The organism is Vibrio sp. EA2, assembly GCF_033042495.1.
Lineage (GTDB): Bacteria > Pseudomonadota > Gammaproteobacteria > Enterobacterales > Vibrionaceae > Vibrio.
Genome location: NZ_JAWLID010000003.1, coordinates 172,423 through 193,338 on the forward strand (window position 1 = coordinate 172,423; position 20,916 = coordinate 193,338).

Consider the following 20,916-nt stretch of genomic DNA (forward strand, 5'->3'; position numbering starts at 1 on the left):
TTGGTTCCACCATCATTGGTTGATGATGTGAAAGCTACGGTTGAAGCTAAGTATGAAGCAGCAACGGGTCTGAAAGAATCAATTTACGTTTGCCAGGCAAAAGAAGGTGCTGGTCTGGTTGAGGTTCTTTAAGGGAACGTGATGAAAGCATACTTTGGACAGTTAGAACAGGCGATGGCACAAACCCCATCGTTTGATGGTCAACCAGCGACGTTATTCCATCTCACCAATGAAAATGGCATGACAGCATCGTTTATGGATATTGGCGCGACGTGGCTGAGTTGCACGCTTCCAATCAATGGAGAGCATCGCGAAGTGTTGTTGCGTTCAGCCAATATGGCAGAACACATGAAGCAGAATGCGTTCTTTGGCGTTATTGTTGGTCGCTTCGCCAATCGTATCGCGAAAGGTCAGTTTGAAGTGGATGGACAGCGCTATCAACTTGACATCAATAATGGTGAAAACGCGATTCATGGTGGCTTAAATGGGTTTGATAAAAGGCGCTGGACGATTGTGGAGCAAAGTGCTCAGCAAGTGGTGTTCATGCTGAATTCTCCCGATGGCGATCAAGGTTACCCTGGCAACCTTGATGTCAAAGTGACCTATACCTTATCGAATGATAATGAGTTGATCATCGAATATGGAGCGAGTGTCGATAAGACTTGCCCGGTGAATTTAACCAATCACGCTTATTTCAATTTAGCGGGAGAAGGTCGCGACGAGAATGCGCTAGCTCATACATTGCAGATGAATGCAGCATACTACCTACCTACCGATGCGGGGTTAATTCCAACCGGTGAGTTAAAGCCTGTGGCAGGAACAAGCTTTGATTTCACTGAGCCTAAGTTGATTGGGAAAGACTTCCTTGCAGAGCAAGATCAGAAGACCGCTGGTGGCTATGATCACGCCTTTGTGCTTAAGCCTGATGTGAGTGATGGTGTGTCTGTTGCTGCGGTATTGATAGCGCCAAAAGAAGATGTCGTCATGAAAGTAAAAACCACCAAACCTGCGATTCAGGTTTATAGCGGAAACTTTCTAGGTGGCGCGTCTGGGGCGAGCAAAGTATACGACTTATATGATGGTTTGGCTTTGGAAACCGAGTATTTTCCGGATGGGCCAAACAAACCAGAATGGGAGCTCAACAGTGGGGTGTTGAGCTCTGGGGGTTGCTATCAGCACCGAACTGTTTATCAGTTTGAATTTTAGATAGCATTTTGGGTGGGCGGTTACCAACCTAACTAAGTTGTTGATCATTGACGTAAGTAACGAGATGAGCAGTGACTTAACTAGGTTGGTAATAGGCCCACCGTTTTTTCAAACCAAGCCAGTCACCACCGTCATCAAGATCCGCCACTCAAATATTCATTTATACTTTCGCCACAGAATCTCTACGAACCAAAGTCGGGCTGAAAATGATCGTTTCATCTTCCACTTTTTCGTCACGAGAAAGTGCTAACGCTAAGCGGGTCGCGCGTTCGGCCATCATCTCAATCGGGTAGCGAATCGTGGTCAAGCTTGGATGGACGAAGCGGGCAATGAGTCCGTCATCAAACCCTACCATTGAAACTTGTTGTGGAACTTCTATGCCGTTTTGATCCAACGTGGCTAAAGCGCCTGCGGCCATGTAGTCGTTATAGGCAACCACCCCCGTTATCTCAAGAGACTTAGTCAACAGGTTGGTCATAGCGACTTCGCCACCGTCATTGTTTGGCTCACCATATTCGACGTAGCTTTTGGATAGCTCAATACCGTGTTCTTTTAGTGCTGCCTGGTAGCCTTGCAAGCGCTCATCGGTATCTTCGATATCATGAGAAGAGGCGATACAAGCGATCTTATGATGCCCATGACGAATCAAATATTCAGTGGCTAAGAACGCCCCTTTGCGGTTATCGAGAGAAATACAGCGTTCGGCCAATTGTGGAATATGGCGATTGATGATCACCATTCCTTTGACTTCCTTAGCATAGGCGATCAGTTCTTCATCAGACAGCCCCTTGGCGTGAATGACCAGAGCATCACAGCGGCTGTTGACCAATAAATCTAAAGCTCGGCGCTCGTCGTCGGCATTATGGTAACCATTGCCAATCAATATGTGCTTTCCGTTTTCACGTGCCACGTTATCGACGGACTTTACTAAGGTACCAAAGAACGGATCGGATACATCGCTTACCAATACACCAATCGTATCGGTACTTTGGCTGACCAGTGCCCGGGCGGCAGCATTTGGACGATAGCCCAACTTGCTCATCGCTTGTGTAACCGAATCAATCGAGTTTTGGCTTGCCTTGGGTGATTTATTGATCACGCGAGAGACGGTGGCGACCGATACGCCAGCTTCTTTTGCAACATCTTTGATGGTTGCCATATTTGACCTTTCTGGACGAGAACATTTGACAGAACGTATTAAACACCCAATGTGTAACTAGTGCAATTTGGCCTGTTAGTTTATGTGGTATTGAACGCTTACTTCATGTAAATAATGAATTTATTTCAGTGTAAACGTTATTTTTTTATGAGAGGCTGACTCCCGACTCAGCACTTTTGTCGTCATCGGGAATCAGTTTGGTAGGGGAAATAAAAAGGTGTTACCTAATTAAGGTCAAAACTAAACATGCTGTGCGATTAGATCATCAATCAACTCATAGTGGTGATCTTGGACACCCGCGAGATTGCCATACTTTGGCTGGTGGCGATCATTCTCTTTCGCATGTTGCCAACCCACGGTATGCATAACAAAGTGCTCAGCAAAAGCGTGGGACACTTCTAAACAGCCCGCCAAAACGGTATCGACGTAGCTTTGCATGATAGGGCTATTAGTGCAGGGTGGCAGTGGTTCATCTTTCACATATACCCAAATTTTATGCTCACGATTAAATGACTGGTCTGTTTCAATTTGATCGGGGCGAATTTGAATACGGTGATAACCACGTTCGCGGCGATCGAATTCGGCTAACGCTTCTTCATTGACTTCAAGTAGCACACCATTGACTTGTCCCTGTCCTTCGTTAACGACCAGTGGAGATAAGGTGTAAGAGTCATCAATTTTGCCCCAATAGCGCACTAATCCATGCGCAATGACCGGGATTGCGACTCCGGTTTGCCCTGTCAACTTTCTTGAGGCGGAATTGATCAAGCTGCCATAGCCAAATATGTACATCTTATTGCGTCCCTTTCTTTATTTCTTTCAATCTCTATTTCTTTATACCTAACCTGACGCTGAAGCACAAATTTACCCCTAAAGTGTAATCTTGATCACAAACATGTATTTTTAATGTATGTTTGTGGTAGCATCGATTCTGTAGTTGAATCACCCAGCATCGAATCCAGCGTGAGGGAAAAATAATGCTGAATATCACCGATAAAAAAGTGGAAGAGAAAATCCCCGCATGGCTGCGTTTAGGGTTTAGGCCGTTTTTCTTATTTGGCGCTATCTATGCCATCGTCGCGATTGCCTTGTGGGTTTGGATGTTCCAGACCGGACAGCCAAACGCACTGGCCGTACCGGCACTTTGGTGGCATGTACATGAAATGTTATTTGGCTTTTCAATGGCAATCGTTGCTGGGTTTGTGCTGACTGCGGTACAAAACTGGACCGGCATAAATGGCACCAAACACTACACACTTTTGATTATTTTTGCCTTGTGGCTGGCCCCGCGAATATTGCTCTGGACGTCGGTACCTCTGTGGCTAACCAGTATTATTGAGGCGTTATTTTTACTTTTTGTGGCTTATGAGGTCGGTATTCGCGTTTATCAGTCCAAAGGTTGGCGAAACCTGTTTTTTGTCCCGCTGTTCTTATTGGCGATCTTTGCTAACTTTGCCAGCTATGCAACGGTGAAGGGCATGCCGCCATTTTCTTCTTCGGCGGTTTGGCACGCCATGTTGTGGTGGTTTACTTTGCTATTGTCGGTAATGGGGGCTCGGGTCATTCCATTCTTTACCGCCCGTCGATTTAATTTCGAAAAGGCGCAACCGTTGGTGTGGCTTGACTGGCTGGCTAACCTGCCATTAGTGATGTTGTTTATATTAAGCTTCTTCCCCGTCACCTTTTCTGAACTGGGGAAACCTTTGATGGTGTTTGCAGGTATTGCTCAGTTAGTCCGTTTCTTGCGCTGGAAACCGTGGTTAACCTTAAGTGAGCCACTGGTTTGGTCATTGCATGCGGCGTATTTATGTTTACCTGCGAGTTTACTTTTGCGTGGAGCTTGGGGGGATGGATTTGCAAGTCATAACCTGATTCACTTATTTGCGATAGGTGCCTTAGGCGGTTTAATTCTAGCGATGATTTCGCGTGTCACTATGGGACACACGGGGCGTATGATCTACAAAGGACCAAATATGAGTATCGCTTTCGCTGCTATTATTGCCGCGGCGGTGGTTCGCAGTTTTGCAGTGATTTTCGACCCTGCCAGAATGATGTTGTGGATAGACATCAGCGGTGGACTTTGGATATTAGCGTTTGGCATGTTTGTGTGGCGATTCGGTTTTATGCTGGTTACCCCGCGTGCCGACGGTCATCCAGGGTAAAGCTGCAAGCATCAAAAAAGAGGAGAGCACATCTCCTCTTTTTTGTATTTGAACGAAACTACTCGTCGTCGCTTTTGTTGGTTAGGCCAAAGCGTTTTAATAGTAGCCACTCCAGAGCAAAGATGACAATCAAAGCCACACAGAACCAAGTGAAGGCGACTGAAGATTCGACGCCAGGCATGCCGCCGATATTAATACCCAGTAAGCCGGTTAAGAAACTGGTTGGTAAGAAGATTGTAGCAACCAGTGTAAACAAATAACTGTTCTTATTGGTTTTGTCATCCCGATTATGCTTAATCTCTTCCTGGAACAATGCAACTTCACCCAGATAAAAGTCGATGGTTTCGTTAATGCGAGTAATGTTGTTGTGCGCGAATCGATACTGATGGGGTCTGGAAACCACCAGGTCAGAACTTGATTCAAGCAAATCACGGATTGCATATTGCTGTGGACGTATAAAGCGTTTAATAGAAATAAGCGCCTTTTGAGCAGATATATGCTTATAGGTGGACTCGTCATTCACGTCGAAATTATTCAGGGTTTCTTCAATGGTATCCAAGTAAGTGTCAATCTTACCATTCAACCCTTCAATAATTTGATTCAGCAGACTTGCCAAACTCTTTGGTCCCTTCTGTTCAGCCAAGGCCTGGCGGATTTCCATAATCGCACGCGAAGGGATTTTCCGTGTTGAAATCAACGCACCTTGGAAATATAAAATCCGAATACTCAGCATATCTTCTGGAGACGCATTCTCATTCATATTGATGCCACGCAGAATCAACATGAAGTTTTCGTCGTCCAGAGGGTGAAAAGAGGGACGACTCTCATCGGCGAGTAAATGATCGACAGTTGCTTTAGGAACTTGGTTTTGCTCCAGCCAGCCACGAATGTCAGGATGTAACCTTTCGCAGTGATACCAATGTTTCGCTTTGATGTCTTGTGATGTTGTCGCTTCTTGAGTCGCTATCGGGTTTGAAAAGTCCCAATGCTCAATCATAAACCCCATATTCTTTTCCTTATCATGAGATTACTTGCAGTAGACGTCTTTTGAATAAGTATGATTTCATTTCAATTGAAAAGTCTACGAAAAATTTGCATGGGGGCGCTAAAACAAAAAAGCCTGCTCGAAGCAGGCTTTGTATAGGGGATAAGCAATTAGCTAACTTGGGAGAGATTGACGACTTTCTGCTGCAACTTGTCTTTTAAGTACTCAGCCAGAGCCTGTTTTTCTTCGTCGCTCATATAGAGCCCGAGCTTGGTACGACGCCATAAAATGTCTTCTTTAGTCAGGGCCATTTCATGGTTCATCAAGTAGTCAATTTCACGTTGATATACCCCACCTGCTTGTGTTGAGAAGACTTGACCTAAATCGGCTTCGCTTGCCGCACCTTTCATTAGTTCCCATGTTTGTGTACCAAACTGAGTGACGTAACGCAGGACGAGCGCTTCTGGTACCCAGGCGTACTTAGTGTGAATTTGCTTCGCCAGTTGCTCACGGCTGCAGCTGAAGTTCCCACCCGGCAGAGCTTGGTTTGCTGTCCAGTTACCGCCCATTTGTGGCAGGAATGGTGCCAGCTTTTTCATCGCCGCTTCACCCAGTTTTCGGTAAGTCGTTAGTTTACCGCCGAAAACTGAAAGTAATGGAGCGTGATCGAATTCCGCATCAAGTTCCAGTGTGTAGTCTCGCGTGATTGCTTGTGGCGAGTCTGACTCATCATCGCACAGTGGGCGTACACCGCTGTATGTCCAAACCACATCTTCGCGCGATAGCTGGTGGACAAAGTGTTGGTTAACAATGTCGATCAGATAATCGACTTCGTCATCAGAGATCGCGACTTCTCGTGGGTCGCCTTTATATTCGACATCCGTGGTACCGACGATCGAGAACTTATCCAAGTACGGGATCATAAACACGATACGGTTATCTTTATTTTGCAGAATATAAGCCTGAGGCTCGTTGTGAATACGAGGCACAACAATGTGCGAACCTTTGATCAAACGAATATTGCGTGGAGAAGCTTGCTCTAGTCCTTCATCAAAGAACTGTTTTACCCACGGTCCTGCGGCGTTAACCAGAGCTTTCGCTTTACGTTCAAAACGTTGATCCGTCATTGTGTCGTGGATAGTGACATGCCAGATGCCGCTTTCGCGATGCGCTTTTTCTACCCGGCAGTAGTTACGAACTTCTGCATGGTTTTCACGTGCTGCGAGAACGTTAAGTAAAACTAAGCGAGCATCATCTACCCAACAATCAGAGTATTCGAATCCTGTTTTGATCTCTGGTTTTAACAAGCCAGATTTTGCCAGATTCACGGTCTTGCTGCCTGGGAGCGTTGTGCGTTTACCTAAATTATCGTAAAGGAACAAACCACAGCGGATCATCCACGCTGGACGTAAAAATGGACGATGAGGTAAACGGAAACGCATAGGTAACGCAACATGAGGTGCTTTGCGAAGGATTACTTCTCGTTCTGCGAGCGCTTCCGAAACTAAACGAAACTCGTAGTGTTCAAGGTAGCGCAATCCACCATGAATAAGTTTGGAGCTTGCTGAAGACGTTGCAGATGCAAAGTCGTTAGCTTCATACAAACCAACACTCAATCCACGGCCTGCAGCATCAGCAGCGATACCAGCCCCATTAATGCCGCCACCGATAATGATCAAGTCTAAAGGAGTGGATGAGTCAGTTGTGGAAGCATTTTTTTGTATACTCATAAATTTGACCTCTTTGGTGAGCGAACGAGCATTTTAGAACATAATGTAATCCTATCTTAGGTTTCGTTTGTGGTCATCTGTTATTTTCGTTTTTGAGCGTTTTGTGTGATTTGGGCACAAAAAAAACCTCTGTCTAAGTAAGGCAGAGGTCATTTAAAGGTTCAAGTTTGAGCGAATTATTTATTTTTCTTCGTCTGTCGCCACGTTTGCGTTGACGACTTCGAGCGGGATAGAAGCCTCTTTTAAAATGGACAGAATTTCTTCAGGTGGCTGCTTATTGGTAAATATCATGTTTAACTGAGCGATATTGCCCAGTTTCACCATCGCATTACGGCCAAACTTAGTGTGGTCTACGGCCAGAAATACGCTGCGACTGTTATCGATGATAACCTGCTTTACTCTTACTTCATGGTAATCAAAATCCAGCAGTGAACCGTCGAAATCAATACCACTGATTCCGAGAATACCGAAATCGAGGCGGAATTGTTTTACGAAGTCCAGAGTGGCTTCACCGACAATACCACCATCGCGGTTACGAACTTCGCCGCCAGCCAGTATCACTTTGATTTCTGGGTTAGGGTAAAGAATGGTCGCAACGTTGATGTTGTTAGTGACCACTCGAAGTTGTTTGTGGTTTTTATTGAGTGCTCGTGCAACCGCTTCCGGCGTTGTCCCGATATCAATAAAGAGCGTCGCGCCATCTGGTATGTGTTTGACAACCTCTTCTGCAATAACATCTTTTTCATTGAAGTTCAGTGCTTTACGTGTGTTGTAAGAGGTGTTTTCTGAGCTGAGAGGGATGGTCGCGCCACCATGATAGCGGCGAATTCTGTTATCGTCGGCGAGTTCATTGAGATCGCGTCGGATGGTTTGTGGGCTGACATTGAATCGTTCAACCAACTCATCCGTGCTGACATAGCCTTGTTTTTTCACCAACTCGACAATCTGCTGGTGTCTAGGTATTTGCTTCACTTACGACTCCATTGTGCACGGGTAGCTAGCTCCCAATGCTTAACATTCGAAATATATTGAGTAATTTGCAGATATTGTGCTCGAATTTGCGCGTTGTGAGAAGTAAAGCGATCAAGGAATCGGGGATAAGACGCAAAAAGAGCGCTCGAATGGCGCTCTTTGTTCGTGTTTGTAGGGGATTAATCGTCTTCGTCGTGAAGTTCTGACCAGGTTTGAGCACATTTCACTGCACGCTTCCAGCCTTTGTAGCGACGGTTGCGTTTTTCTTCGTCTTCATGAGGTTCGAATGTACGATCAATGACGGCTTTATCTTGCAGTTCATCGAGGCTATCCCAATATCCCACAGCCAGTCCTGCCAGATAAGCGGCGCCCAATGCTGTCACTTCAGTAACTTGCGGGCGAAGTACTTGTGTATTTAACACGTCAGCCTGGAATTGCATCAAGAAGTTATTTGCAACAGCTCCGCCGTCAACACGGAGGTTTTTAAGCTTGATCCCTGAGTCGGCTTGCATCGCATCCAGTACGTCGCGAGTCTGATAAGCGATGCCTTCCAAGGTTGCTCGAATAATGTGGTTGGAGTTTACACCTCGAGTCAGGCCAACAATCGTGCCACGTGCGTATGCATCCCAGTACGGAGCGCCAAGACCTGTAAAAGCCGGGACGACGTACACACCGTTTGACGTGTCTACTTTGGTTGCGAAGTATTCAGAGTCTTCTGCGCCGTTAAGAATCTTAAGTTCGTCACGCAACCACTGAATTGACGCGCCGCCCATAAATACTGCACCTTCCAATGCGTATGCAGGTTCACCTTTCGGGCCACATGCCAGAGTAGTGAGTAGGCCGTGCGTTGAGGTGACTTTCTCCTGGCCAGTATTCATCAGCAAGAAACAACCCGTACCGTAGGTGTTTTTCGCCTGACCTGCTTTTACACACATCTGGCCGTAAAGCGCGGCTTGTTGGTCACCAGCAATACCCGCAATAGGAATACGCGTACCACCTTTACCACCAATGTTGGTTTTGCCGTATATTTCAGATGAACGTTTTACTTCAGGCATCATTGACGCCGGAATACCCAACTCATCCAATAGCTTTTGGTCCCAACATAGGTCGTTAATATTAAATAACATCGTACGCGAAGCGTTGGTGTAATCCGTTACGTGTACGCGGCCTTGGGTCATTTTCCAAACCAGCCAGGTATCAACCGTACCAAATAACAGCTTGCCTGCTTCCGCGTCTTCACGGGCACCTTCGACGTTATCAAGAATCCACTTCACTTTGGTACCAGAGAAGTAAGGGTCAAGCACTAGGCCAGTGTTATCACGAACGTAGTCTTCTAAGCCACGGCGTTTTAAGTCTTCGCAAATTTCTGCGGTACGTCGACATTGCCAGACGATAGCGTTGTAGACTGGCTTACCGGTTTCTTTATTCCAGACAATGGTGGTTTCACGTTGGTTTGTAATACCAATGGCTGCTAGTTGATCGCTGCGGATGCCTGACTTAGCGAGTGTTTCAACCAAGGTTGAGCTTTGTGTTGCCCAGATTTCCATTGGATCGTGCTCTACCCAGCCTGCTTGTGGGTAAATCTGAGTAAATTCGCGCTGAGACACGCTGACGATATTCGCATCGTGGTCAAGAATTACTGCGCGAGAGCTTGTCGTACCTTGGTCCAGGGCAACAATGTATTTTTGCTCAGTCATGGTAAGAATCCTTTTATTTCGTTATTTATATTTTAGTAAATGTTCGGGGTGCAATAGTATTAAGCGCGAGCTTGTTCTGTCTCTTCTGTCTCACACTGATTCGGGATCGTACAGCCGTGACCTTGTTGTGGAAGATACGCGGCAATCGCTTTCGGATATAGCCAGCCACCAAAGCATGCACCTGCAATTGGAGCGAGAATTGGAACAATAAAGTAAGGAATATCTTTCGCGCCAGTCAGTGCGTAATCCCAGCCTGCAAAGTAGGCGAACAATTTTGGTCCAAAGTCACGAGCTGGGTTCATCGCGAATCCCGTTAATGGACCAAGTGAACCACCAATAACAGCAATAAGAATACCAATCAATAGTGGGTTCATGGCTCCGCGAGAGGCACCGTTGCTTTCATCACCCAGCGCAAGAATCGCAAACATTAATACCGCAGTAATTACGAATTCGACAGCAAAAGCTCCCATGAAAGAGAGAGAAGCATGTGGATAGGTAGAGAAAATTCCCGCTGTCGCTAAGGCCTCTTGGCTACTACGAACGAAATTGTGTGCGATTTCATAATCAGTAAAGAGGTTGGCGTACAAGCTGTAGACCAAAGCTGCGGAACAAAACGCGCCAAGTAATTGAGCGATGATATATGGCAACACTTTGGCTTTATCGAAGCCATGGAACATGGCAAGAGCAATGGTCACCGCTGGATTAATGTGAGCACCTGAAACGCCGGCTGTACAGTAAATCGCGATGGCAACACCTAAGCCCCACATTATACTGATTTCCCATTGTCCAAAAGATGCGCCAGTTAACACTAGGGCTGCGACGCAGCCAACGCCAAAGAATATAAGTAATCCTGTACCGATAAATTCGGCCAAACATTCTCCGAACAGAGAAGGGTGTTTGTTGGTTGTCATGGTAAGAGTCCTTTAGTTATTTTTGCTTATCTAGCACGGTAGTATTGTGCACATAAATTCCTTTTCGAAAACAAACGAACATTAAAAGTGAGCGTTTGAGCATAAAAATGTTAATCAAACTCTTATGTTTTGTTAAATGGCGCATCTTTTAGTCATAAAAGAAAGTTACCAATCATCATTTTTGAATTTTTAGATGTGATGCTTCATTTATGTTACCGATGCGAATAGGAATGGGAAACTGGTAAGATGAGTTTTGTGAGGAGGCTGCGTGAAAGGTGATTTGTTGCACTGGTTTTGCGTAATAATTAACCCTAAATAGTTAGGTAACGTAAGGTATTACAAAGGATTAAACTGGGCTGCTGAAACGAACTGTGTATGGTAAAAGGCGATAAGGACCTAATCTACAGTCATGGAAGAGGAGGTGTCAGATCACTCTTCGTTTACATTGGTAATAAACATATCGCTCTTGGCTTATCTTGATTGAGCGTTTGCGAATGTTCCTTTCGTTTGAAATCAGGGGCTGAATTTCTGTAACAATAGTTTTTATTTTCTCTCCAGCGAACTAGAGTGGATTTTGTTTAATCGCAATTTGTGTTTGTCCTATGCATTTTTGGGCGAACGCGCACATCACGAGCAGAAAGAGCGCGAAAAGGAAGCGCTAGCGTAATATTTATTTAAAGAGGCAGTGGAATACTGCCTCTTCGCTAACTCAAGGAAATTAAAATGAAAACAACGTCAGTATGCCTTACTTTTTTGGCTCTTAGCCTATCTGCCGGAGCGATTGCGAAACCTATTGTGATTGCTCACCGTGGCGCGTCCGGTTACTTACCCGAGCACACGTTAGAAGCCAAAGCGCTTGCTTATGCTATGAAACCAGACTTTATTGAGCAAGATGTGGTTATGACCAAAGATGACCACTTAGTGGTACTGCATGACCATTATCTTGATCGCGTTACCGATGTTGCTGAACGTTTTCCGGATCGCGCACGTAAAGATGGCCGTTACTACGCGATTGACTTTACTTTGGCAGAAATAAAATCGTTGCGAGTGACAGAAGGGTTTAATATCGACGACAACGGTAACAAAGTGGCAGGGTATCCAACTCGATTCCCTATGTGGAAATCTGATTTTACTGTCCCTACGTTTGCTGAAGAAATTGAGTTAATTCAGGGGCTCAACAAAACTCTGGGTTACGATATCGGTATCTACCCGGAGATCAAAGCACCTTGGTTCCACCGTCATGAAGGGAAAGACATTTCCAAAGCGGTTCTGAAGGTGTTAAAACAGTATGGGTATGATTCGCAAGAGGATAAAGTATATCTGCAATGTTTTGACGCCAACGAACTTCAACGTATCAACAGCGAGTTGATGCCAGAAATGGGGATGGATCTAAAGCTTGTTCAGCTGATGGCCTACACCGACTGGAATGAAACTATGGTCTACAAGGACGATACTGCAACACCATATGACTACGATTGGATGTTCGAGGCGGGTGGTATGAAGAAAGTCGCCGGTTATGCAGAGGGGATTGGCCCTTGGAAACCGATGCTGGTGGATGATAAATCAACCCAAGATAACATCATTATCAAACCACTGATGAAAGCAGCAAAAGATGCCGGTTTACAGGTGCATCCTTATACTTTCCGTGCCGATCCGGGGCGCATTCCTGCTTACACCGATAGCTTCGAAGGTATGATGGATATCTTCTACAATCAGGTGAAAATCGATGGTTTGTTTACAGATTTCCCAGACAAAGCGGTAAGTTTCTTGAATAAGTAACGGATATCGCAAAGTAACAGAAACAAAAATCCCCCCAGCCGTTTTGAAGTGACCCCATAAAGTTGGACATTTCCGGCCGGGGGATTTTTCAATTCTAATTCAAAAAATTAGTTGTTTGCGTGCAGTTCGCTGTTCAGTTCTACCGCGCTCTTGTTCGCAAGACACTCAACCTGACCTGTTTGAGAGTTACGACGGAATAATAGGTCAGATACGCCAGCAAGGTCGCGAGCTTTAACGATTTCTACTTCGTTACCTTCTTTATCCAGCATACGTACTTTAGTACCCGCAGTTACGTACAGGCCTGACTCAAGAGTACAACGGTCACCTAGTGGGAAACCAAGACCCGCGTTCGCGCCCAGTAGTGAGTTCTCACCGATAGAAACCACTACTGTACCGCCACCTGATAGCGTACCCATGATAGATGCGCCACCACCGATGTCTGAACCGTTACCAACCAGAACACCCGCAGAAATACGACCTTCAACCATGCTCACGCCTGTTGTACCTGCGTTGAAGTTGATGAAACCTTCGTGCATAACTGTTGTACCTTCACCCACGTGTGCGCCAAGACGTACGCGAGATGTGTCAGCGATACGAATACCAGTTGGTACCACGTAGTCGACCATTTTAGGGAACTTGTCGACACAATCTACGCTTAGTGCGCGGCCAGCCAAACGAGCTTCGATTTGACGATCTGCCAGTTCAGGCAGGTCGATTGGGCCTTCGTTTGTCCACGCGATGTTGTGTAGCAGACCGAAGATGCCATCCAGTACTGTGCCGTGTGGCTTAACCAGACGGTTAGAGATTAGTTGCAGTTTTAGGAAGCCTTCAGCAACAGATTGTGGCTGCTCGTCAGACGCTAGGATAACCAAAACAAGTGGTTGTGCAGATTCTGCTGCTTTAGTTGCGAAAGATGCGTTTGCAGCATCGCCGTTTGCTTCGAAAGCTGCTGCAAGTTCTGCGCTTTGTGCCGCAGAGATCTCGATAGCTTGGTTGCCTTGCTCGTATCCAGCTACCGCCGCTAGCGCGTTTACTAGCTCGTCGCTTGGGTTAAGAACTGGGTTTGGAAAAAACGCTTCGATGATTTTACCGTCACGGTTTTTAGTTGCCGTACCAAAGGCTAGAGAAAAGAAAGCCATAGTTGATCTCCGTCTGTTGAGTCTGGTCTCGTCTGTTCACTGACAAGAATCTAATTAAGTTGATAGTCATCATAAAGACACTGTTAGGGAGTTTAAAGAGGTGAAATACAGAAAGTCTGTAGATGGATACCTTTTGTCTTTTAAGAGATATGTCTGTCTGATGAGAAAGAGGGCCTAGGTGGTTAGGATCCTAGGTTTTAGGGAGGATGCGGTTGGTTTAGTGATAAGTATAAGCTGCGGTATTTGTTTCCTTGGGATACGGATTACAGAGTACTGAACAGTAAATTGTTGTATTGGTTATGCCAACTAGCTCTTTCTAGGATCTAGGACCTAGAATCCTAGGACCTAGAATTCTTTAGTAAAGCTTATGCAGCGTCTTCGTTTTTGTCTTCTTCGACAGCTTCAAGCTTCTTAGCTTTCTTTGGTGCAGGTTTACGTTTTGCGCCTAAAGCGTAAAGCACTTCTTCTTTGTTTTGCGCAAGGAACATGGCAAGATCTTCTTGCTTAGTTTCGTCTTCAAGAAGTTCACTCTTACCTAGCAGCGAGAATAGCTCGTCCGCCATATCCAGCATTTTGTCATAGGCGTCAGCTTCCGCTTTAGAGGTAAAAGTCATTTTCTCTTCTCCATTGCGTTCTACCACGTACTTGACTATTACAGCCATGGTTAGTCCCCTAATTTGGTGAATTGATACTGGCTTTTTATACAGTTTTTGACCAGCTAAGTCTAGAGTCACAGACCCTAGTGAACTAAGAATGCGAAGTGGGTAGAGCTAACTGACCAGCTATTGAACTATTTATTAGTATTTGCAGGAAACGGCCAACTCTGGCAAAACTCGATAAAGGTTTTTAGCAGTGGACTTTGATATTTTTCTTTGTGCACTAACAGCCAGAAGCGACGTTTCATATCCAGCGGCATTTCAAGAACTTTTACACGGCCTTCGCGAATTGCCGGATCGGCTGATAAACGTGACAAACAGCCAAGCCCTAAACCTGCAGATACGGAGTTGATGAGTGCTTCAGTGGTATTGAGTTGAAATGCCTCGTGCCACTGCTCTAGACGAGGGGCTATCACGCGTAGAAAGAACTCTCTTGAACCAGATCCTGCCTCGCGCAATATCCATTCGCTGTTTTCCAGCTCTGCCAGATTCATCATACCTTCGTGCGCTGCGGGATAATCTGGCGGGCAGATTACGCACATCTCATCTTGACTAAATTGTGACGACTGAAGCTCAGGATGCAGCGTTTTACCTTCGATCAGGGCGATATCCAGCTCATAATCAGTCAGTTTGTCACATATCTGCGCCGAGTTTGAAATAAACAGGCTTTGCGAGCTGTGATTGGTGTGTTGGCGAAAGGCACTCAGAAGGTAGGGCGCAACTTGATTGCCAATAGTATCACTGGCTCCTATTCGTAGCTGACCGGATAGGGCATGGTCGCCTTCAAAAATACTCTCAATGTCTTTGGCTCGGTTTAACAGTTCATCCGCCAAAGGAAGCAGCTTTTGCCCTTCTTGATTGAGAATCAGTCGGTTATTGACCCGATCGAACAGGTGATGCCCTATCTGCTTTTCTAGCTCAGACAGCGCCATACTTACCGCAGCCTTCGATAGGTAGAGGCTCTCGGAGGCAGCCGTCAGCGTGTTGTGCTGAGTGATGGTGGTAAACACCTTGAGTTGTTTGAGTGAGATGTGACTGGCCATAGATTGATGTTTAGTTAATCTGAACGTGGGTTCTCAATCATTAGATAGTTTGAAACGAAGTGCAAGCGTAGTAATGGGAGTGCCGTACCTAACGCTTGCGTTGAAGCTCGTCAGTATCATTGGTAGAAACCACACGAATATCTCGTTGCGGGAATGGGATCTCAATACCATTGTCTTGCAGAGTTTCGAGAATGATCAGCAATAAGTCTCCTCCAACCCGATTGCGACCGTCGTCAATGCCTTCCATCCAGAACTCGACAAACATATTGATCCCAGAGTCGCCAAAGCTGTCGATTTCACAGTCCGGTCGCTCTTCAAATGGGACGTTAGGACCACTCAATACCTGTGGATGGGATGCTACTGCTTCTTTTATCAACTCAACCATACTGCGTACATCAGTTTTATAGGCGACGGAAAAGTCAACGCGGTAACGCTGTTTGGTGTTTTTATGCGTCCAGTTGGTAAATGAGCTGGATATAAACTTTTCGTTTGGAACGACAATATCTTTACCATCAAAGGTTTCTAAGGTGGTTGAGCGCATATTTAGTTCGGTCACCACCCCGGTCCGGCCATCTTCAAGCTCAATGTAATCACCGACTGAAATCGAACGGTCAAAAATAATGATAATCCCGGAAATGAAGTTGGAGGCAATGGCCTGCAAGCCAAAACCAAGCCCAACGCCGACAGCCCCGCCAAATACGGCTAGCGTCGTCAGGTTGATACCCATAAGTTGCAGGATCAATAGGATAACGGTGAAGAACAGTGCCACTTCAAATACTTTAGCGACGATTTCACGAGTACGAAAATCTAGAGACTTTTGTTTGCGGATGATGGTTTGACCTGTTGCGTTAGATACGCGTCCGAGCCAGAAAAGTAACGAACCGAAAATTAATGTTCTGGCCAGGCCATAGGCTGATATATGGATATTTCCCAAGTCGATCGACATCGATTCAAGAACATCGATGATGTCGTCGAGTAGGCCAACGCCATAAAAAATGATAATCGGCATTCCTATCCAGCGAAAAGCGGTGGCAACCAGTGGGTTGGTGATAACCAGAGTGATGAAAGAATGAAAAAGCAGCAAAACAGCGACGGCAAAAGCGACTTTGATTACCCAGCCATCTTCAATATAGAACTGGCTGAATTCGAGCGAAATCCGTAACAGTACTATTGCGAATATAGGGAATAACAGCTTCCCACAACGGTAGATTAAGTGGCGAATAGGGAAGTTACTTGGTGGTGACGGGGGATTTCTCAGGATGGGAGCATACTTATAGACACGATTAGCGAGAATAAAAGCCAGTAAATAGATGCATAAGATAATACCGATCTGGCTGTAAGTTTCTGCGCTGGATACAGAATCAAGAAAAGAGTGGTAGTAGTCATTAATGTAATCCATCGTCAATTCCTTACTTTCTTATCCAGTGCGTATCTGATCCCCCTTTGATACACATAATGTCTGGTAAGGTTATGTTTGAGCCTGTTTAAATTATGAATTAACAATTCATTAACAGTGTAATAATTGTTGTAATTATCTTGTTCGTCCAGATCGGATGTTGCTGCAACCATGGGTATGTGCGAACAGAATGATGAAATATGGGAATTTGGGCGATATCTAACCTTTTGTTATTTCGAGTCAAGAGAAGAGTGCGGGTTTAAATGGGGCTGTGCTAAGCTAGCTAACAGTTTCAATCGGCACTCGGTGTTCCCAATTTGTTTACTGTTTATCACTCCAACCAAGTTGACGTTCTCAAATCACTTCTTGTTGAACTGATTCGCATCAGTCCGCTGGAAAACCCGTTCGAAAAAGAACAAATTCTGGTTCAAAGTCCGGGTATGTCTCAGTGGTTAAAAATGGAACTGGCCAAAGAGTTTGGTGTGGCGGCGAACATCGATTTTCCGCTCCCTGCGACCTTCATTTGGGAAATGTTCACTCAGGTATTGCCTGATGTGCCAAAACGCAGTGCATTTAACAAAGAAGCCATGACGTGGAAGTTGATGCACCTGTTACCAGGGCTTCTAAACCAAGAGACGTTTTCACCGTTGGCGCAATATCTCAAAGACGACAGTGATAACTCCAAGCTGTATCAGCTGGCAGAAAAAATTGCCGATATATTTGATGGCTACCTGGTATACCGTCCGGAATGGATCGCAAACTGGGAAGCGGGTCAGAGTGTACCAGAGCTGGAAGAGGAACATCCGTGGCAGGCAATTTTGTGGCAAGCATTGTACGATCACACGGTGTCGCTGGGGCAATCTCCTTATCATCGTGCCAACCTTTATGAGCACTTTATCGACACGCTTGAGAATTTTAGTGGTGATTTCGGTCACTTACCCAAGCGTTTGTTTGTTTTTGGTATCTCCTCTTTACCACCACGTTACATGGATGCGCTAAAAGCGATAGGCGAACACATCGACGTGCATTTGATGTTCACCAACCCGTGTCGTTACTACTGGGGTGAGGTTCGTGACCGCAAATATCTGGCTCGCTTGGCAGCGAAACATCGTCAGCATGTAGTTTGGCAGGAAGATCACTCTGAAGTACAAGGCGAAACCGAGCAGTTGAAAGGGTCTGTAGAAGACAATGTGCTCGACGAACTGCACACTGATGTGGTCGGAAACAGTCTATTGGCTTCGATGGGCAAACTTGGCCGCGATAACATGTATCTGCTATCTCAGCTGGAGTCCCATGAGATTGAAGCGTTTGTTGATGTCGAGCGTGATAGTCTGCTCCATCAACTGCAAGCGGATATTTTAAACCTTGAGGAACACCAGGACGACCAGCAGATTGAGCATAGTGGCCACAAGCAAGTGGTTAGTCTGGGCGACAAATCGCTAAGTCTACACGCTTGTCACAGTCCAATGCGTGAAGTTGAAGTGCTTCATGATCAACTTCTGGCGATGTTCGATGCTGATCCGAGCTTAAAACCACGCGATATTATCGTCATGGTTGCGGACATCAATGCCTACAGTCCCGCAATTCAAGCAGTATTTGGTAATGCGCCGGGTGAGCGTTTTATTCCATATTCGATTTCAGACCGAACGGCGGATCAGGAGAGCCCGATTCTTGCGGCATTTATGCAGTTGGCAAACCTACCGAACACGCGCTGCTTGGCATCGGAATTACTTGAACTGCTGGAAACTCCGGCGATTTTGAAGCGTTTTGAGCTAAGTGAAGACGATTTCTTACAAGCTAAACAGTGGGTTGAAGCCTCGGGTATTCGTTGGGGATTGGATGCCAATACCGGACGCGAATTTGAACTGCCGGAAACGCGTCAAAACACCTGGCAGTTTGGTATTCAACGCATGTTGCTCGGCTATGCGATGCCAGAGTCGGCAGGTTTGTTTGAAACCGAGCAAGGCAGTTTATCTCCGTACAACGAAGTGCAAGGTATGGGCGCTGAGCTTGCTGGTAAATTGGCGCATTTTATCCAACAAATCAGTACTTATCGCCGCAAACTCTCTCATGTTCAGACGATTGATGGCTGGCGAGAAACTTTAGTTACACTGCTGGATGACTTCTTCTCAGTCGAGTTGGAAGGCGAAATGGCACTCAAATCCATTCGCGATACGCTTAGCCAACTGAAAGAACAGCTCGCTGATGCTGCATTCGAAGAGGTATTGTCACCAGCAATCATCAGCCAATATTTGCAAGATAAACTGTCCGGTACGCGGGTCAGCCAGCGTTTCCTTGCCGGCCAAGTGAACTTCTGTACCCTGATGCCAATGCGTTCCATTCCATTTAGAACCGTATGTCTGCTTGGAATGAATGATGGCGTCTATCCGCGTTCCATGCCGCCGGAAGGTTTTGACTTGATGACGGGCAGAACTAAGCCGGGTGACCGTTCTCGCCGAGATGATGACCGTTACCTGTTCTTAGAGGCAATGTTGTCCGCACAGCAAACGCTGTACATCAGTTATGTCGGTCGTTCGATTCAAGACAACACCGAGCGCGTACCGTCAGTGCTGGTTTCTGAGTTGATGGAATACTGTCACCAAAATTACTGTTTAGGCGGTGATGAAGGTTTACCGGTTGATGAGTCTGGCGATAATTTATTGAAAGCGCTGGTCAATACGCACGCCATGGTGCCATTTAGCCCAAGTGCCTTTCAGGGGATGCATTCCAGCTACGCCAAAGAGTGGATTCCGGCGGCGTTAACCCAAAGTAGCCAATCTCAAGGCTACGTTCGTCATGACTTTAATCGCGCATTGGACGATTATCTGCTGGGAGCCACGTTCCCACTAGAGCTCGATTTAGTCGAGCTGCAACGTTTTTGGCGCTTACCAGTACAGTACTTTTTTAATCGCCGCTTAAAAGTGGTATTTGAGCCACCATTGCCAGTCATGGAAGATGATGAGCCATTTGTACTCGGTGGGCTGGAAAGCTATCAAATGCGTGATGAGCTGTTAGAAACCTTGCTCGAAACCACGTTGACACAGCCAGAGAAGAAAACAGATGTGCTTAAGCACTTTATGAGTCAACAACGTGCACAAGGTAAGTTACCAGTCGGTGCGTTTGGTGATATCGAGTTTGAAACTAACCGAGTTCAGGCTGAAGAGCTGGTGGACAAACTGGCGTTTTTAGCTGGCGCACCTCAAGACGACTTAGAAATCGATCTGACCTTTGACTCGTTATTCGAAGGCAATGAAGGCGATGAGAAAAAAGTTCGCCTGACAGGTTGGCTTACTCAGTGTTACCAATCCGGGTTGATTCGCTACCGTAGCGGTAGGGTTCGTTCACAGGATTATCTGGCCGCTTGGATTGATCATCTTGCCATGTCAGCCTCGGGCCATGCCAAGAAAACCCATATTATTGGCTATGACCGCAAAGAAGGTGCGGTTCATTTAATCTACCCGGAAATTGCTGACGCGCAGTATGCCAAGCAATTACTTACGGAAGTGGTTCGTCTGTTCTTTGAAGGCATGACTAAGCCTTTGCCTTATTTCCCGCAGACGGCGTTAGCATGTGTTGAAGCCGGATTTAGTCGTGGACACTGGGCTGACGACGAAGAGAAATCTTTGAAGAAAATGGCAGATACATTCAACGATGGCTACATGAGTTCAGGCGAAGGAAACAATGCGTATATTGCACGTATTTGGCCAGCTTGGAATGATGATTTGGCGAAAGAAGTACGCTTATTGACGGCGTTGGTGCTGCAAGGTGCGCGTTTAGCGGTTCAAGATGCGGACGATATAAAAGCGTAGCAAGGACAGTTGGATAGAGTAAAGGGAGAGTAGGGTGGCCGCCAGAAAATCATTATTTTGTGTAGGGCGTTCGCTGTACGGCCACAAGGTCAGAGGGACCATGATACTTTTGCTTAATTCATTTGAGTGTTGCCGCCTAAAAGGCTTGGCTTATCTCGTGAGGCGCATACTAACGGTGCAACAGATGGATAACCGTGAGAAAGATCCCACAAAGCCCTAAATTATCCAACTTGGTAAACATATAAATAGAATTTTTAACGATAGATCACACT

At 45.9% G+C, this 20,916-nt stretch carries 15 protein-coding genes and 1 pseudogene; 5 read left to right on the forward strand and 11 right to left on the reverse strand.

Going from position 1 to position 20,916, the window contains the following annotated elements:
• Positions 1-132 (forward strand): annotated as a pseudogene (locus RXX31_RS08765) (galactokinase); the annotation flags it as partial.
• A gap of 9 nt (positions 133-141) precedes the next feature.
• Positions 142-1,206, forward strand: coding sequence for a galactose-1-epimerase (galM, locus tag RXX31_RS08770; protein ID WP_317588788.1), 1,065 nt, complete (start codon positions 142-144; stop codon positions 1,204-1,206).
• A 160-nt stretch (positions 1,207-1,366) separates the two neighbouring features.
• Here galM and RXX31_RS08775 read toward each other — a convergent pair whose 3' ends face one another.
• Both RXX31_RS08775 and RXX31_RS08780 read right to left on the reverse strand, forming a co-directional pair.
• Positions 1,367-2,365: a substrate-binding domain-containing protein gene (locus RXX31_RS08775; protein ID WP_317588789.1), complete on the reverse strand. Its 999-nt coding sequence runs from the start codon at positions 2,363-2,365 to the stop codon at positions 1,367-1,369.
• 240 nt (positions 2,366-2,605) lie between these two features.
• Positions 2,606-3,157 carry a gamma-glutamylcyclotransferase family protein gene (locus RXX31_RS08780; RefSeq protein ID WP_317588790.1) on the reverse strand — a complete coding sequence of 184 codons (552 nt, stop codon included), beginning with the start codon at positions 3,155-3,157 and terminating at the stop codon, positions 2,606-2,608.
• 185 nt (positions 3,158-3,342) lie between these two features.
• Here RXX31_RS08780 and RXX31_RS08785 point away from each other — a divergent pair, with 185 nt between their 5' ends.
• Positions 3,343-4,527, forward strand: coding sequence for an NnrS family protein (locus RXX31_RS08785; protein ID WP_317588791.1), 1,185 nt, complete (start codon positions 3,343-3,345; stop codon positions 4,525-4,527).
• A 58-nt stretch (positions 4,528-4,585) separates the two neighbouring features.
• On the opposite strand, the gene RXX31_RS08790 is transcribed toward RXX31_RS08785, so the two are convergent.
• The 5 genes from RXX31_RS08790 to RXX31_RS08810 all read right to left on the reverse strand — a co-directional run bounded on the left by RXX31_RS08790 (position 4,586) and on the right by RXX31_RS08810 (position 10,822).
• Positions 4,586-5,533 (reverse strand): CorA family divalent cation transporter, encoded by a 948-nt coding sequence (locus RXX31_RS08790; protein WP_317588792.1) that lies wholly within the window; start codon positions 5,531-5,533, stop codon positions 4,586-4,588.
• Positions 5,534-5,682: 149 nt separating this feature from the next.
• On the reverse strand, positions 5,683-7,242 hold the full coding sequence (gene glpD / locus RXX31_RS08795; RefSeq protein ID WP_317588794.1) for a glycerol-3-phosphate dehydrogenase: 1,560 nt from the start codon (positions 7,240-7,242) through the stop codon (positions 5,683-5,685).
• Positions 7,243-7,422: 180 nt separating this feature from the next.
• Complete coding sequence (locus RXX31_RS08800; RefSeq protein WP_317588795.1) at positions 7,423-8,214, reverse strand: DeoR/GlpR family transcriptional regulator; 792 nt, start codon at positions 8,212-8,214, stop codon at positions 7,423-7,425.
• Between the two features lie 179 nt (positions 8,215-8,393).
• Positions 8,394-9,911 (reverse strand): glycerol kinase GlpK, encoded by a 1,518-nt coding sequence (glpK, locus tag RXX31_RS08805; RefSeq protein ID WP_317588796.1) that lies wholly within the window; start codon positions 9,909-9,911, stop codon positions 8,394-8,396.
• A gap of 59 nt (positions 9,912-9,970) precedes the next feature.
• Positions 9,971-10,822 (reverse strand): MIP/aquaporin family protein, encoded by an 852-nt coding sequence (locus RXX31_RS08810; protein WP_317588798.1) that lies wholly within the window; start codon positions 10,820-10,822, stop codon positions 9,971-9,973.
• A 723-nt stretch (positions 10,823-11,545) separates the two neighbouring features.
• On the opposite strand from RXX31_RS08810, the gene glpQ reads away from it, so the two are divergent.
• A complete protein-coding gene (glpQ, locus tag RXX31_RS08815; protein ID WP_317588799.1) occupies positions 11,546-12,601 on the forward strand; it encodes a glycerophosphodiester phosphodiesterase in 1,056 nt (351 codons plus the stop codon).
• A 107-nt stretch (positions 12,602-12,708) separates the two neighbouring features.
• Here glpQ and dapD read toward each other — a convergent pair whose 3' ends face one another.
• From dapD to RXX31_RS08835, 4 genes are all read right to left on the reverse strand, one after another.
• Positions 12,709-13,740 carry a 2,3,4,5-tetrahydropyridine-2,6-dicarboxylate N-succinyltransferase gene (gene dapD / locus RXX31_RS08820; protein WP_317588801.1) on the reverse strand — a complete coding sequence of 344 codons (1,032 nt, stop codon included), beginning with the start codon at positions 13,738-13,740 and terminating at the stop codon, positions 12,709-12,711.
• Positions 13,741-14,105: 365 nt separating this feature from the next.
• Positions 14,106-14,402: a YebG family protein gene (locus RXX31_RS08825; protein ID WP_317588802.1), complete on the reverse strand. Its 297-nt coding sequence runs from the start codon at positions 14,400-14,402 to the stop codon at positions 14,106-14,108.
• Between the two features lie 128 nt (positions 14,403-14,530).
• Positions 14,531-15,439, reverse strand: coding sequence for a LysR family transcriptional regulator (locus tag RXX31_RS08830; RefSeq protein ID WP_317588803.1), 909 nt, complete (start codon positions 15,437-15,439; stop codon positions 14,531-14,533).
• An 88-nt stretch (positions 15,440-15,527) separates the two neighbouring features.
• A complete protein-coding gene (locus RXX31_RS08835) occupies positions 15,528-16,838 on the reverse strand; it encodes a mechanosensitive ion channel family protein (protein WP_317588805.1) in 1,311 nt (436 codons plus the stop codon).
• Between the two features lie 314 nt (positions 16,839-17,152).
• Between RXX31_RS08835 and recC the strand changes: the two genes are divergently transcribed.
• Positions 17,153-20,644 (forward strand): exodeoxyribonuclease V subunit gamma, encoded by a 3,492-nt coding sequence (gene recC, locus RXX31_RS08840; RefSeq protein ID WP_317588806.1) that lies wholly within the window; start codon positions 17,153-17,155, stop codon positions 20,642-20,644.
• Positions 20,645-20,916 lie beyond the last annotated feature (272 nt).